This is a genomic window from Streptomyces sp. NPDC026575, from assembly GCF_055567415.1.
In genome coordinates, this window is sequence record NZ_JBVHQM010000002.1 from 389,761 (window position 1) to 403,038 (window position 13,278).

The 13,278-nt window shown below is 72.3% G+C and carries 19 protein-coding genes and 1 tRNA gene; 3 read left to right on the forward strand and 17 right to left on the reverse strand.

Translation table 11 applies throughout. The annotated features are described in order from the left end of the window. Positions 1-18 precede the first annotated feature (18 nt). The 4 genes from ACZ4NB_RS04140 to ACZ4NB_RS04155 form a co-directional block, all read right to left on the reverse strand. On the reverse strand, positions 19-855 hold the full coding sequence (locus ACZ4NB_RS04140) for an RNA polymerase sigma factor SigF (RefSeq protein WP_393486079.1): 837 nt from the start codon (positions 853-855) through the stop codon (positions 19-21). A 190-nt stretch (positions 856-1,045) separates the two neighbouring features. Then, complete coding sequence (locus ACZ4NB_RS04145) at positions 1,046-1,855, reverse strand: RNA polymerase sigma factor SigF (RefSeq protein ID WP_384424516.1); 810 nt, start codon at positions 1,853-1,855, stop codon at positions 1,046-1,048. Between the two features lie 242 nt (positions 1,856-2,097). Then, on the reverse strand, positions 2,098-2,391 hold the full coding sequence (locus tag ACZ4NB_RS04150) for a Dabb family protein (RefSeq protein ID WP_467658143.1): 294 nt from the start codon (positions 2,389-2,391) through the stop codon (positions 2,098-2,100). A gap of 55 nt (positions 2,392-2,446) precedes the next feature. Then, positions 2,447-2,611 (reverse strand): hypothetical protein, encoded by a 165-nt coding sequence (locus ACZ4NB_RS04155; RefSeq protein WP_393486083.1) that lies wholly within the window; start codon positions 2,609-2,611, stop codon positions 2,447-2,449. A 401-nt stretch (positions 2,612-3,012) separates the two neighbouring features. Here ACZ4NB_RS04155 and ACZ4NB_RS04160 point away from each other — a divergent pair, with 401 nt between their 5' ends. Further along, complete coding sequence (locus ACZ4NB_RS04160) at positions 3,013-3,507, forward strand: hypothetical protein (RefSeq protein WP_467658144.1); 495 nt, start codon at positions 3,013-3,015, stop codon at positions 3,505-3,507. 90 nt (positions 3,508-3,597) lie between these two features. Here the strand turns inward: ACZ4NB_RS04160 and ACZ4NB_RS04165 are convergent. The 4 genes from ACZ4NB_RS04165 to ACZ4NB_RS04180 form a co-directional block, all read right to left on the reverse strand. Beyond that, positions 3,598-3,684: transfer RNA gene (locus tag ACZ4NB_RS04165), tRNA-Ser, on the reverse strand. A 90-nt stretch (positions 3,685-3,774) separates the two neighbouring features. Then, positions 3,775-4,278, reverse strand: coding sequence for a nucleoside deaminase (locus tag ACZ4NB_RS04170; RefSeq protein WP_467658231.1), 504 nt, complete (start codon positions 4,276-4,278; stop codon positions 3,775-3,777). 107 nt (positions 4,279-4,385) lie between these two features. Next, positions 4,386-4,904 (reverse strand): tRNA adenosine deaminase-associated protein, encoded by a 519-nt coding sequence (locus ACZ4NB_RS04175; protein WP_467658145.1) that lies wholly within the window; start codon positions 4,902-4,904, stop codon positions 4,386-4,388. Between the two features lie 209 nt (positions 4,905-5,113). Beyond that, complete coding sequence (locus ACZ4NB_RS04180) at positions 5,114-5,344, reverse strand: hypothetical protein (RefSeq protein WP_467658147.1); 231 nt, start codon at positions 5,342-5,344, stop codon at positions 5,114-5,116. A 177-nt stretch (positions 5,345-5,521) separates the two neighbouring features. Between ACZ4NB_RS04180 and upp the strand changes: the two genes are divergently transcribed. Then, positions 5,522-6,157, forward strand: a complete 636-nt coding sequence (upp, locus tag ACZ4NB_RS04185; RefSeq protein WP_384424530.1) for a uracil phosphoribosyltransferase — start codon at positions 5,522-5,524, stop codon at positions 6,155-6,157. A gap of 69 nt (positions 6,158-6,226) precedes the next feature. On the opposite strand, the gene ACZ4NB_RS04190 is transcribed toward upp, so the two are convergent. Beyond that, the gene (locus ACZ4NB_RS04190) at positions 6,227-6,874 is read right to left on the reverse strand and encodes a LytR C-terminal domain-containing protein (RefSeq protein WP_467658148.1); all 648 of its coding nucleotides are present in this window, start codon (positions 6,872-6,874) and stop codon (positions 6,227-6,229) included. Between the two features lie 186 nt (positions 6,875-7,060). On the opposite strand from ACZ4NB_RS04190, the gene ACZ4NB_RS04195 reads away from it, so the two are divergent. Then, entirely contained in the window at positions 7,061-7,510 is a 450-nt protein-coding gene (locus ACZ4NB_RS04195; protein WP_467658150.1) for a hypothetical protein, read from the forward strand. A gap of 102 nt (positions 7,511-7,612) precedes the next feature. Here ACZ4NB_RS04195 and ACZ4NB_RS04200 read toward each other — a convergent pair whose 3' ends face one another. From ACZ4NB_RS04200 to ACZ4NB_RS04235, 8 genes are all read right to left on the reverse strand, one after another. Beyond that, on the reverse strand, positions 7,613-7,909 hold the full coding sequence (locus ACZ4NB_RS04200) for a type II toxin-antitoxin system VapB family antitoxin (RefSeq protein ID WP_362912149.1): 297 nt from the start codon (positions 7,907-7,909) through the stop codon (positions 7,613-7,615). Positions 7,910-8,108: 199 nt separating this feature from the next. After that, complete coding sequence (locus ACZ4NB_RS04205; RefSeq protein WP_467658151.1) at positions 8,109-8,735, reverse strand: DUF4232 domain-containing protein; 627 nt, start codon at positions 8,733-8,735, stop codon at positions 8,109-8,111. Between the two features lie 174 nt (positions 8,736-8,909). Beyond that, positions 8,910-9,461, reverse strand: coding sequence for a hypothetical protein (locus tag ACZ4NB_RS04210; RefSeq protein ID WP_467658152.1), 552 nt, complete (start codon positions 9,459-9,461; stop codon positions 8,910-8,912). Further along, positions 9,458-10,162 (reverse strand): RNA polymerase sigma factor, encoded by a 705-nt coding sequence (locus ACZ4NB_RS04215; RefSeq protein WP_467658154.1) that lies wholly within the window; start codon positions 10,160-10,162, stop codon positions 9,458-9,460. Before ACZ4NB_RS04215 ends, ACZ4NB_RS04210 begins: the two co-directional genes overlap by 4 nt. Before the next feature lie 28 nt (positions 10,163-10,190). Continuing rightward, complete coding sequence (locus ACZ4NB_RS04220; protein WP_467658155.1) at positions 10,191-10,733, reverse strand: LAETG motif-containing sortase-dependent surface protein; 543 nt, start codon at positions 10,731-10,733, stop codon at positions 10,191-10,193. A 215-nt stretch (positions 10,734-10,948) separates the two neighbouring features. Then, the gene (locus tag ACZ4NB_RS04225) at positions 10,949-12,004 is read right to left on the reverse strand and encodes an NAD(P)-dependent alcohol dehydrogenase (RefSeq protein WP_467658156.1); all 1,056 of its coding nucleotides are present in this window, start codon (positions 12,002-12,004) and stop codon (positions 10,949-10,951) included. 129 nt (positions 12,005-12,133) lie between these two features. After that, positions 12,134-12,490, reverse strand: coding sequence for a hypothetical protein (locus ACZ4NB_RS04230; RefSeq protein WP_467658158.1), 357 nt, complete (start codon positions 12,488-12,490; stop codon positions 12,134-12,136). A gap of 154 nt (positions 12,491-12,644) precedes the next feature. Then, entirely contained in the window at positions 12,645-13,214 is a 570-nt protein-coding gene (locus ACZ4NB_RS04235; RefSeq protein WP_467658159.1) for a PadR family transcriptional regulator, read from the reverse strand. Between the last annotated feature and the right edge of the window lie 64 nt (positions 13,215-13,278).

The window sequence follows — 13,278 nt, forward strand, 5'->3', positions numbered from 1 at the left end:
CCCTCGGCGGACCGTTCCTCAGTCGGAGATCAGGCCCTCGCGCAGCTGCGAGAGGGTGCGGGTGAGCAGACGGGAGACGTGCATCTGGGAGATGCCGACCTCCTCGCCGATCTGGGACTGCGTCATGTTCGCGAAGAAGCGCAGCATGATGATCTGGCGCTCACGGGCCGGGAGTTTGGCCAGCAGGGGCTTGAGGGACTCGCGGTACTCCACGCCCTCCAGGGCGCTGTCCTCGTAGCCCAGGCGGTCCGCCAGGGAGCCCTCGCCGCCGTCGTCCTCGGGGGACGGGGAGTCGAGCGAGGAGGCGGTGTAGGCGTTGCCGACGGCCAGGCCGTCGACCACGTCCTCCTCCGACACCCCCAGGCACATGGCCAGTTCGGGAACCGTCGGGGAGCGGTCCAGCTTCTGCGAGAGCTCGTCGCTGGCCTTGGTGAGGGCGAGCCGGAGCTCCTGGAGCCGGCGCGGGACCCGCACCGACCATGAGGTGTCGCGGAAGAAGCGCTTGATCTCGCCGACGACGGTCGGCATCGCGAACGTCGGGAATTCCACCCCGCGTTCGCAGTCGAAACGGTCGATCGCCTTGATCAGGCCGATGGTGCCGACCTGGACGATGTCCTCCATCGGCTCGTTGCGGCTGCGGAAGCGGGCCGCCGCGTAGCGCACGAGCGGGAGGTTGAGCTCGATGAGCGTGTCGCGGACGTACGTACGCTCCGCGCAGTCCTTGTCGAGCGAGGCCAGCCGCAGGAACAGGGAGCGGGAGAGCGTGCGGGTGTTGATGGCGTCGTCGTCGTGCACGTGCGGCGCGGGCGCGGGAATCGCGGAAAGCACCTTCGAGCTGCCCAGTTCTACGGACATGCCACCCCCTTGAGGTCGCGGACGGGTCGCTGCGGCGTCCCCGGCCCGGGGTGGACCGAGGAGTGATACCTCCACCTGAATACCGGAGGCAGCGCTACGGCAAACGCGGTTCCTGCAGAATGTCACATGTCGGCAACACGCTGTAGCGCCATGTCGATATATCTGCGCAGGAACGGGTCGTCCGTCCCGGTTATGTGTCGATCCTGTTTGCGGATCGCAGGCGGGCGAAGCTCCGCGACAGTAGCCGCGACACATGCATCTGCGACACCCCCAGTTCGGCACTGATCTGTGACTGCGTCAGATTGCTGTAGTAACGCAGCAGGAGGATCCGTTGCTCGCGTTCGGGGAGCTGGACGAGGAGGTGGCGCACGAGGTCGCGGTGCTCGACGCCGGCCAGCTCCGGGTCCTCGTAGCCGAGGCGGTCCAGCAGGCCGGGGAGGCCGTCGCCCTCCTGCGCGGCCTCCAGCGATGTCGCGTGGTACGACCGGCCGGCCCGCAGACAGGCCAGCACCTCGTCCTCGCCGATCTTCAGCCGCTCGGCGATCTCGGCGGTGGTGGGGGAGCGCCCGTGCAGCACCGTCAGGTCCTCGGTGGCGCCGTTGACCTGCACCCACAGCTCGTGGAGGCGGCGCGGCACATGGACGGTGCGGACATTGTCTCGAAAGTAGCGTTTGATCTCGCCGACGACGGTGGGCATCGCGAAGGTCGGGAACTGCACACCCCGGTCCGGATCGAACCGGTCGATCGCGTTGATCAGACCGATCGTGCCGACCTGGATGACGTCCTCCATCGGCTCGTTGCGGCTGCGGAAGCGCGCCGCGGCGTAGCGCACCAGCGGCAGATTGGCCTCGATCAGCGCGGCGCGGACGCGGGTGTGCTCGGGGGTGCCGGGTTCCAGGTCCGCAAGTTCGGCGAACAGTACTTGGGTGAGCGCCCGCGTGTCCGCGCTACGGCTCTCGCGGGATGGAGCCTTGGGGGCAGTACGGGCCGTCACGGTCACGCCACCCTTTCACGGTGCTCACAGTGCATGAATCCGGCAAAAGCGGTCATAGCATTACAAGACGGATACACGGTGCGCAAGGACCTCATAACGCCGTGTTGAACAGAGAGTTGGGTGGTCGGAGCGGGCCTTGGGGGAGGCGCGCGGGGCGGGCGGGTGGTGTACCCGGGGTGGGGTACGGCAAAGCCCCCCGCCCGGTGGGGCGAGGGGCTCGGCGTACGGCGTACGGGGAGGGTTGCGGATCAGAATTCGTAGTCGGCGATCACCCAGGTGGCGAATTCTCGCCACTGGGCGGCGGCTGCCTGGTGGGCCGGGTGCTCCAGGTAGCGCTTGAGGGCGTCCGTGTCGGCCACGGCCGTGTTGATCGCGTAGTCGTAGGCGATCGGGCGGTCGGTGATGTTCCAGGCGGACTCCCAGAACTCCACTTCCGGGATCTCGTCCTTGAGGGCCTCGAACGCGCGGACGCCGGCTCGCACCCGCTCCTCGTCGCGGGCGACGCCGTCATTGAGCTTGAACAGGACCAGGTGGCGGATCACGGGGGCCTCCCTACGACGGGCGATCACCGGGGCCGTCCGGTGCGGCGGCGGACCCCTAGTTGATCAGCTGGGTCATGAACTCGCCGACGCCCTGAGCGGCGGTCGAGATGCCCTCGAAGCCTATCTGGACCAGGTCGGCGGCCCGTTGTGGGGACGTGATGATCGTGTACAGCACGAAGACGATGATCAGGTACATCGCGATCTTCTTCGCCTGTGCCATCAGTCCCGTCTCCCCTACGGCAGTCCCCTACGGCAGTCCCGGTAGATCCCGGTTGCAGTCGGGTGAGTGTAACCACACGTGTTCGACCGTGGGAGTCGCGACGGCGGCGGAACCGGGCACTGATCCGGACTTTATGGACCAAAGGCCCGCCAAAGGAGGCCCTTTGCCGGGCTGTTGAGACGCTTCCGGAGAGCACCATGAGTGAGTGGCCCAGTGGATCTGGCAGGAATTCCCGGGCCCGGGACCAGGACCTCACTGCGGGGTCCGCGCCGTTCGCCCCCCCCTGACACGGCGTGGACTTTGGGGTTCGGTCCGCGTCGGGGGGAGCGGCCGTCCCCCGACTCCGCTCCCCCCGACCATAATGGCGGGACGCCTGACCCGAGGGGGGACCCAGAATGCCCATGAACTCCGCACGGCCCGAGTCCGATCCGTCGTACCGGACCGGCCGCCTGCCCGTCCCGGCGCCTCGCCGCCCGGCGAGCCCCGCGCGGCCCGCCGTCGTACTGGCGCTGCTGATCGGCCTGCTGACCGCGGCCGTCGCGCCCGCGGCGGCCGCCGGCCGCGGTACGGAGGGGGTCGCACGGGCGATGGCCGTCACGAGCACGGTGAGCCGCACCGCCGAGGTGTCCGGCGCCGCCGAGGCTCCCGCGCAGACCGCCTCGTACCGCCACCACAACGCGCACCACGGCGGGCATCAGGCCACGCACTACAAGACGGCCTTCAAGTCCAAGAAGGGCAAGTGGAAGTCGAAGGTCAAGAAGAAGAAGGGCTTCTTCAAGAAGCTCGGCATCTTCCTGATCGTGCTGTTCGTCGTCTTCCTGATCGTCATGATCGTGGTGATCTGGCTGCTCGTCCGCTTCGTCCGCCGCGCGGTGAGCCGGCGACGCGACGCCTAGCCGAGGCGATGCGCGGCGGCCCCGCGGCCCCGCGGGCCCGGACATGACGAAGGCCCCGATCCCAGGGGGATCGGGGCCCTCGTTCTTGAGCGGTAGCGGTGGGATTTGAACCCACGGAGGAGTTGCCCCCTCACGCGCTTTCGAGGCGCGCTCCTTCGGCCGCTCGGACACGCTACCGAGAGAGAGCTTAGCCCACGGGTGGCCGTGCGCCGAAATCGGATTCCCCGGAAGGGGCGCAGCGCCCCGCGCGCGGGCCCGCGCCGCCGGTCAGCGGTCGCGGAAGAACGCGGTGAGTTGGGCGGCGCACTCGGCTTCGAGGACGCCGGTGACGACCTCGGGGCGGTGGTTGAGACGCCGGTCGCGGACGACGTCCCACAGGGAGCCGGCCGCGCCCGCCTTGGCGTCGCGGGCGCCGTAGACGACGCGGTCGACGCGGGAGAGGACGAGGGCGCCGGCGCACATCGTGCAGGGTTCCAGGGTGACGACGAGGGTGCAGCCGGTCAGCCGCCACCGGCCCGACGGGCTCCCGCCCGGGCCGGCCTCCGCCGCGGAGCGTGCGGGGGAGGGCGCGGTGCGCGCGGCTTCCTCCTGGAGGGTGCGGGCGGCTGCCCGCAGGGCGAGGATCTCGGCGTGCGCGGTGGGGTCGCCGGTGGCCTCGCGTTCGTTGTGGCCGGTGCCCAGCACCCTGCCGTCCGCGGACAGCACGACGGCGCCCACCGGGACGTCACCGGTCCCGGGGGCGCGGGCGGCCTCCTGAAGCGCCTGCCGCATCGGTGCGATCCAGGGATCGCGCAGCGGGTCGGGCGCGGGGGAGGCGGGGGAATCGTGCGGCGGGTCGGACTGGGGGGCGCTCATGCCCCCCAGTGTCGATGACGGGGCTACCGGACGGCCTCCAGGATGTCCGTGCAGCCGAGGGCGTCGGCGATCGCACCTAGGGCGTCGCCGTCGAGGGTGAGCAGTTCCTTCTCCCCGATGCCGAGGTCGTCCAAGAGCCGGGCGTCACCGAGCGGGCCGGCCGGGACGGGGGTGTCCGCCTCGTCCTCGCCCTGCTGTGCCTCGGGTTCGCCGTCCTCCGTGCCGTCCAGGTCGAGGCTTGCGAGTTCGTCCTCGACGTCCTTGTCGCGGCCCAGCAGCTCGTCGGTCAGCATCGCACCGTACGAGCTCCGGGCCGCCACGGCGGCGTTCGAGATGAAGACGCGGGGGTCGTCGTCCCCGTCCAGCCGGATGACACCGAACCAGGCATCCTCCTGCTCGACCAAGGCCACCACCGTGTCGTCGTCCACCGCCGCCTCTCGGGCCAGATCGGCCAGATCGGTCAGCGTTTCCACATCGTCGAGCTCCTTATCGCTCGCTTCCCACCCGTCTTCGGTGCGCGCGAGCAGTGCGGCGAAGTACACCGTGACTCTCCCACTGGTCATAGGCGTGCCGGGCCGGGGCGGGGCGGCGTGCACGCCGGTGGTCCCGCCCCTTCGGAATCGTGGCAGAAACATGGCGTTCGCGCGGGGTCTTCGACGCTGCGTCGTGCGGAGGTGTGCGAGATGTCGCTCACGTGCCGCAGCGCGGGCGGGCGCGCGACGGATTTCCGCTACCGGCGGAACAACCTCCGCTACCAGCGGAATGTGCGCATCCGCATGGCCATACGCATGCGTTCGGCCCGCACCCGGCGCGGCTGGACGCGGTCGCGCAGCTCCTTGGCCTCGTGCAGTTCGCGGAGGAACTGAGCGCGCCGCCGTCGGCGCGCCGCCGCGCTCTCGTCGCCCGGCCCGGCGCCGGAGGCCGGCCCCGGATCGCCGTGGACGGCGTCGTTCGTGTCGTCGGTCCGCTTGCGGTCGGGCACGCTGCACACCACCTTGGGCGCGATGTTTCGCCCGATGACGGGACGGCCGATCGGGCGTACGTGCCCACTTTCCCTCCTTTTCGCGGGGTCATGCCAGCCGGACCGGGCGAGCGTGGCCGGCAGCCGGGCGCCGCACGGCGGGCGTCGGGGCCCGCCGGCTCGGTTACTGTCGATGTCATGCGGATCCACGTCGTCGACCACCCGCTGGTGGCGCACAAACTCACCACACTGCGCGACAAGCGCACCGACTCCCCCACCTTCCGGCGGCTCGCCGACGAGCTGGTCACCCTGCTCGCCTACGAGGCCACCCGTGATGTGCGCACCGAGCAGGTCGACATCGAGACCCCGGTCACCGCGACCACCGGCGTGCGGCTGTCGCATCCGCGCCCCATGGTCGTACCGATCCTGCGGGCCGGTCTGGGCATGCTGGACGGCATGGTCCGGCTGCTGCCCACCGCCGAGGTCGGCTTCATGGGCATGGTGCGCAACGAGGAGACGTACGAGGCGCATACGTACGCCACGCGGATGCCCGACGACCTCTCGGGGCGGCAGGTGTACGTCGTCGACCCGATGCTGGCCACCGGCGGCACGCTGGTCGCGGCGATCCGCGAGCTGATCAAGCGCGGTGCGGACGATGTCACGGCGATCTGCCTGCTGGCCGCGCCGGAGGGCGTCGCGGTCATGGAGAAGGAGCTGGCCGGGACGCCGGTGACGGTGGTCACCGCGGCCGTCGACGAGCGGCTGAACGAGGACCGCTACATCGTGCCGGGCCTCGGCGACGCGGGCGACCGGATGTACGGCACCGCCGGCTGAGCGAGCGCCCGCCCCTTGATCACTGTCGGGCCCCGCACCACGTCCGGTGCGGGGCCCGCTCGCATGCGCTCAGCAGGTGTCCTCGACGGGGGCGGGGGACGGGTGGGACAGCACGGACAGGGACTTGGCGGCGGCCTGCTGGGTGGCCAGGTCCTTGAAGGCGTCGCCGAGGATCAGGTCGAGTTCGGCGCTCTTGCGGTCGTCGGTCTTCTGCTGGGCGCCGGCGAGCTGGGTGGCCAGCACCTTCAGCGGGCCGTCGACCGCCGCCCTGGGGCCGAGCAGTATCCCGGCGCCCTTGACCTTCTTGTCGTAGGCGGCCGGGGCGTTGCCCACCTTTCCGATCTTGAAGCCGCGCTTCTTGAGCTCGTCGGCGGTGCGCTTGGCGAGACCGGAGCGCTGGGTGGCGTTGAAGACGTTGACGGTCAGGGTGCCGGGCGCGGGCGGCTTCTGCACCGCGGACCGGGCCTGCGCCCCGTTCGCGCGGCCGCCGTCCTGGCAGTGCTTCTTGCCCGGGGATGCCTGGGCGGTGTCGCCCTTGCCGCCGAAGACGTCGATGAGCTGCAGCGTGCCCCAGCCGATCAGGCCGAGGGCACAGACGGTCGCGACGAGGGTGAGAACGATCCGGCGACGGTGCCGGGGACGGCGCATCCGCGGATACCTGTCGCCTGTGACGCGGTACTTCTTACCGCCCATGCCTGGAGGCGTCAGCATGCTCATGGGCGCAGCGTAGTGCGGACGGCGGTCCGTGCCTACTAAATGATCAACGCGTGGCGCAGGACCCAACCCAAAAGGATCAATTTCCGGCAGGGGTGGTCGGAGATCGCTATGGAACGTAGGGTTGTCATGACCATTTCAGGGGGCCCTGACCTGCCCCCAGTACGTCTATTGCGGGGAAACAAGAACGTGAAGTTGCTCAAGTCCGCCACGGTGGGAACTCTGTGTGCGGCCGTGTCCCTGACCGGACTGACCCTGGCACCGGCGGCCTACGCCGGAGGCACGGGCGGCTGCTACGACTACTCCAACACCCACGAGCACAACAACAAGATCTACTACTGGCAGTCGTGCGTCAGCAAGCCGGGGCGGGGGCTCCTGCGCGCCTACGCGCGCGTCTGGCTGCCCGCCCATCACGACAAGTGCGAGGTGGAGTTCAACGTCCTCAAGGCGGGCAGCGGCAGCACGGTCTACAAGGCGGCCAAGCGGCCCTGCCCCACGGGCAAGGTGAACAAGTACACCATCAAGGGATTCGACTGGGAGCCGAAGTCGGCCGGCGACTACACCGTGGTGGCGCGGCTCCGTGGCGTGGGGTCCACGCACAATGTGATCCCGCGCAGCCCCTGGATCCAGATGCCGTGATCCACGGCTGAGTCGGGCGGCCCATCGGTGCGTGCCGGTGGGCCGCTCGCCTGTGGGGCGCTCGGCGGCAGGCGTATGCGTACCGGCGGCGGCGCGGGGGCGTCAGTCCAGTTCGAGGACGCGGGCGTGCAGCACCTGGCGCTGCTGGAGCGCGGCGCGCACCGCGCGGTGCAGACCGTCCTCCAGATAGAGGTCGCCGCCCCACTTCACGACGTGCGCGAAGAGGTCGCCGTAGAACGTCGAGTCCTCGGCGAGCAGCGTTTCGAGATCGAGCTGCTGCTTGGTGGTCACCAACTGGTCGAGGCGTACCGGGCGCGGGGCGACATCCGCCCACTGGCGGGTGCTCTCCCGGCCGTGGTCGGGGTACGGCCGCCCATTTCCGATGCGCTTGAAGATCACACGGAAAGCCTACCGGGCGAGCGGCACCGGGCGCAGCCATGCCGCAGCAGTGCAAAAGGATCATTGGCGGCAAATTTGGATCATTGGCGGGCGACGCCCCGGGGGATATGGCCGGATGCGACCCGAACGGACTACGGCGCGCCCCGCCCCGTCGGGCGTGCCCCGTTCCGCGCCGGCGCCCGCCGCCTCCGGGCCGCCGTCACCACTTACGGCACGCCGCCAGGCTCGCCTGCCAGTACGTGACCTTGGCGGTGTGCGGGTCGACGGGTACCGGGGCGCGGTCGTCCAGGCCGACCTGGGTGGGGTGGGCGCGGGCGGTCAGCGCGACACCGAACTGGGAGACCTTCCGGCCGCCCCGGCTCCCGCCGAAGTGCGGGCCGCCGTCCGCCGAGGTGGTGATCGCGGCGTACGCGGTCGCGCGGGGCGCGAGGGCGACCACGGACGGCGGGCGGCTGTCCTCGATCGCGGGGATGGCCGGCTGCCGGTCGTCGCCGAAGCGCAGCAGGGGGTAGCCCTGGGCGGCGAAGTCGCAGGTCCGGTCGGAGTCGTTGGTGACCGTCAGCAGCATGCGGTGGGCGGGGTGGGGCAGCGCGCCCGCGTGGAAGCGGAGCATCTCCGGCGTACAGGCGACCCGCCCGCCGGGGCCGGGCCGGTCGCCGCCGTCCGGCGGGGCGGGCGGGGTGGGGGCCGGTGACACCGCGGTGGCCGGCGCGTCGGCCCGGGGGCCGTAGCCGTCGTGGCAGCCGGCGGTGAGCGCCAGCGCGGCGGTGGCGGTCAGGCCCGCGGCGAACGCCCGGCGGGCGGTGACGGCGGTGATGGGCGGCATAGGGGACTCCCCCGGAACGGTGGCTGCATACGACCTTCGGCGCGGGCGCTGGTGATCGGCTAACGCGCCGCTAACGCCTGCCCGGAGCCCGCGGGCGCCGGAGCGCCGGCGCGCGGGGGCCGCCCGCCGCCGTGCGCCGGCGCCCCGCACCGGCCCTGTCTGCGCCCGGGACCGTCAAGGCGGTGTGGGCGTGGGGGAGTTGCTCGGACCGGGGGTGGCCGACGGCGTCGCCGAGGCCGGCGGCCGGGTGCTCTCCACCGGGCGGCCGCCCCCAGTGGGTGTGGGGGTGGCGCTGGGGGCGCGCCCGGGCGGGCGTGCCGGGTCGGCTCCGGGCGACGGGGAGCCGGAGGGGCTCGCGGAGCGGCCCGGGCCCGTCGGCGTGTCGCGCGGCGACGGTTCGGGGGGCGGGACGCTGCGCGACGGGGACGGGGTGGGGACCGGGCTCGGCGAGGTGGCGGGGGGCGCGGGGCGGACCGGCGGCCCGTCCGGGGCGGCCGCCAGATAGCCGAGCGCGACGGCGGCGGCCGCCGTGGCCGCCGCCAGGGGCAGGCCGAAGCGGCGCAGCCAGGGCCGCCGCGGGCCGATCGGACGGCCGCGGCGCAGCGCCGGTCCCGGGGGCGCGGCGGGCCGCAGGTCCCGGATGCCGATGCTGTCCGCGCGGGCCGCGAAGGCCCGCCGCAGCCGCTCCTCGACGCGCCGTTCGGGCTCCGTGCCGGGGCCGTTCATGACCGCGCCTCCAAGGTCTTCTCCAGTGCGTCCAGGGCGCGGCTGGCGAGGGATTTCACCGCGCCGCGGCTGATGCCCAGCGTCGTGGCGATCTGCGCCTCCGTCAGATCGCACCAGTAGCGCAGTACGAGGACCTCGCGGCGCCGCGGGGTCAGCCCGCTCAGCGCGGCGAGCACCTCGCGATGCTCCTCGTCCAGCACGATCCGCTCCTCCGCGGAGGGCGCGTCGGCCTCGTACGGCGGGGTGTAGTCGCGCGCGGTGCGCCGGCGCCGCAGCACCGAGCGGGCGGCGTTGACGACCGCGGTGCGCAGATAGGCCGGCGCGTTGTCGACCTCGCCGAGCTGGTCGCCGTGCCGCTTGTAGAGCGCGGCGAAGGCGTCCTGGACGACGTCTTCGGCGGTGGCCCGGTCGTCGACGAGGAGTACGGCCAGCCGGACCATGGCGAGTCGGTGCGCGTGGTAGAGCTCGCTGATCGTGGGGCGGGGGTCGGGCGGCGGGGCGGTGGCGTCGTCGGGCGGGCGGTGCCCGTACGGCGGGTGGCCGTCCCCGGGCCGCCGGGCGAAGGGCCCGGTGCGGTGCGGTGGCTCGCGGTGGACGGCTGCCGGGCGGGCGCCGCGCAGCAGCCACCGCCACAGGGCGTGCCGGGGCCCCGGCAGGGCGAACCGTACCGGGGCGCCGTGCGGGCCGACGGAGTACTCCATGTGTTCCTCGGGGCGGGTGGGCGCCGGATCAGCCGCGCCGGCGCCGGACGGCGTAGAGCGTGCCGCCGCCCGCGGCGAGCAGTGCCGCGGCGCCGCCGCCGAAGGCCGTCGTGGTCGCGGACGAGGCACCGGTGTGCGCGAGTTCCTTGCCCTTCTGGGGGCCCTCGCCGGGCTGGGGGGCCTTGGACGGCTCGGCGCTGGGACGGGGCGAGGCGGTGCTGCTCGGCCGCGGCCCCGGGAGGGTGGGCGAGGCGGACGGCCGGGGGCCGCCGGGCGGGGCACTGGGGGAGGGACTGACGCTGGTGTCCGGGGCGGGCGTCGGCCGCGCACTGCCCTCGGTCGGGCGCGGCGCGGGCGACGGGGTGGCCTGCCCCGGCCGGGTGGGTCGCGGCTCGGGCGTGCGGTCGTCGGCGTGCGCGGTGCCCGCGGCCGTCAGCGCGGTGAACGCCAGCGCCGCCAGCAGCCCGGCGCCGGCCGCGCGGCGCAGAGCGGGACGGGCGGTGCGCCGCGGGGCGGTATCGGCCGCGTACGGCGAAACGGCGCGGGGGCGGGAAGTGCGGATGTGCTTCACGGTCGGCTGCTCCACGTTGTTCGACGGGCGGGCGCCTGATGGCGCCCTCACCCGTCACGACGTGCGGCGGCCCCGGGGGTTGCCGGGCGGCGGCGAGAATTTTTCACGGGTCGGCCCGGCCGGCCGTCCCGGCACCCGGAAGGGGCGCCGGGACGGCCGGTGGTGGGCCGCCCCGGGCGCGTGCCGGCGGGCGGCGAGGAGCGGATCGCGGGCGGTCAGATCGTGGCCGTGTCGATCACGAAGCGGTAGCGCACATCGCTCGCCAGCACCCGCTCGTACGCCTCGTTGATCCGGTCCGCACTGATCACCTCGATGTCCGCGGCCAGCCCGTGCTCACCGCAGAAGTCGAGCATCTCCTGCGTCTCGGGGATGCCGCCGATCATCGATCCGGCCAGCGACTTCCGCCCCGGGATCAGCGCGAACGGCGCGACCGGAAGCGGTCGTTCGGGCGCCCCGACCTGGACCAGGGTGCCGTCGGTGCGCAGCAGACCGAGGTAGGCGTTCAGGTCCAGGTCGGCCGAGACGGTGTTGACGATCAGGTCGAAGGTCCCCGCCAGCGCCTCGAACGTGGCCGGGTCGGAGGTCGCGTGGTAGTGGTCCGCGCCCAGCCGCAGGCCGTCGTCCTTCTTGCGCAGCGACTGGCTCAGCACGGTGACCTCGGCGCCCATCGCATGCGCGATCTTCACGCCCATGTGGCCGAGGCCGCCCAGGCCGACGACGGCGACCCGCTTGCCCGGACCGGCCTTCCAGTGGGCGAGCGGGGAGTAGAGGGTGATGCCGGCGCACAGCAGCGGGGCCGCGGCGTCCAGCGGGATGCTGTCGGGGATGCGCAGCGCGTAGTTCTCGTCGACGACGAGGTGCGTGGAGTAGCCGCCGTAGGTGGGCTCGCCGTCGCGGCCGGTGGCGTTGTACGTACCGACGTTGCCGAGCGCGCCGGTGCAGTACTGCTGCAGGCCGGCCCGGCAGTTCTCGCACTCCCGGCAGGAGTCGACGAAGCAGCCGACGCCGACGCGGTCGCCCGCCCGGTAGCGGCTGACCTCGGCGCCGACCTCGGCGACCACACCGGCGATCTCATGGCCGGGGACGATCGGGAAGTTCCCGCCGTCGCCCCACTCGGCGCGCACGGTGTGGATGTCGGAGTGGCAGATGCCGGCGTACTTGATCTCTATCAGGATGTCGTGGGCACCCAGCTCGCGGCGCGGAATCGTGATCCGCTCCAGTGGAGCCTTGGGGGCGGGCGCGGCGTACGCGGAGACAGAGGTGTGGGTCATGCCATCGAGAATCCGGCGTTCCGATTGTCCTAGCCAGTGCCCTGTTCAACCTGGGCACGCTGTGCCTACCCCTGCCAGGACCACCCTCCGCTTCGGCCGGCCGCCGACCGAAGCGGAGGAGCTGGGCGCCTAGGAGAAGACCACCGAGCGGAGCTTGAGCCGCTCGGAGGCGTGACCGCCGTTCGGGCGGAGGGTGAAGTAGTCGCCGTCGCAGTGGGCGCCGGTGAAGACCGTGGCGGTGGAGCCGGTGTGGTTGCGGGGCGAGTGCGCGGGCGGGAGGAATTCGGGCGCCACCTCGGGGAGGGTGATGCACTCCCGGCTGGGCGGGTCGGCCAGCACGCCCAGCTGCGGGCCGCCGCCCAGGTCCTCGTAGACGTAGGTGAAGGTGCCGGTGGCGGCGCCGGCCGGGGAGGCGGGCAGGGACAGCGCGAGTGCGAGGGCGCCGAGGGCGGTGGCGGCGACGGTGGTGGCGCGGCGTGGACGCATGGGGACATTCCTTCCGTTTCCGGTATCTGTGCGGAAGGGAGCTGCCCATATCCGGGCCCGGTGATGTGGCCCGTCACACGAAGGGGTGCCGGTGAATCGATCCGTCGAGCGCTGTACGAGACGCCGGTCCCGGCGTGCTCAACTAAGCGCCGCCCTAGTCCGGTTGGCGCACCGCGCTGCGCTCCCTGAGCACGTCCGCGATCCGCTCGCACCAGTCCCGGGTCTCCCGCTCGAAGGCGAGGCCGCGCAGGCAGGTCAGATACGGGCCGATGCGGTCGCCGTGGGCCAGGAACTCCGACTCGTCCCGCTCGCCGCGCAGCCGGGCCAGCAGCTTCTCGAAGATCTCGACCTTGGCGGCGGCGGTCCGGGCCCGCTCGTCGAGCTGCTCGATCACCGGCGCGGCGTCGATCCGGTCCACGGCCTGCACCTTCACCAGCAGATCGTCGCGGATGAACGACGGCTTGGAGGTGGCCGCCGCGAACCGCTCCAGCTCGGCCAGGCCCTCGTCGGTGACATGGAACAGCCGCTTGTTGGGCCGGGTCTCCTGCACCACCCGCCGGCCGCCGACCAGCCCCGCCGCCTCCAGCCCGGTCAGCTCGGCGTAGAGCTGCTGCGGCAGTGCGTGCCAGAAGTTGGCGACGCCGACGTCGAACGCCTTGGCCAGCTGGTAGCCGCTGTACTCGCCGTCCAGCAGTGCCGCCAGCACCGCGTGCTTGAGAGCCATCGCCCCGGGTCGCCCCTTCCCCGCTCTTCCCATACTCAAGAATATGACTAATCATATCCATGGC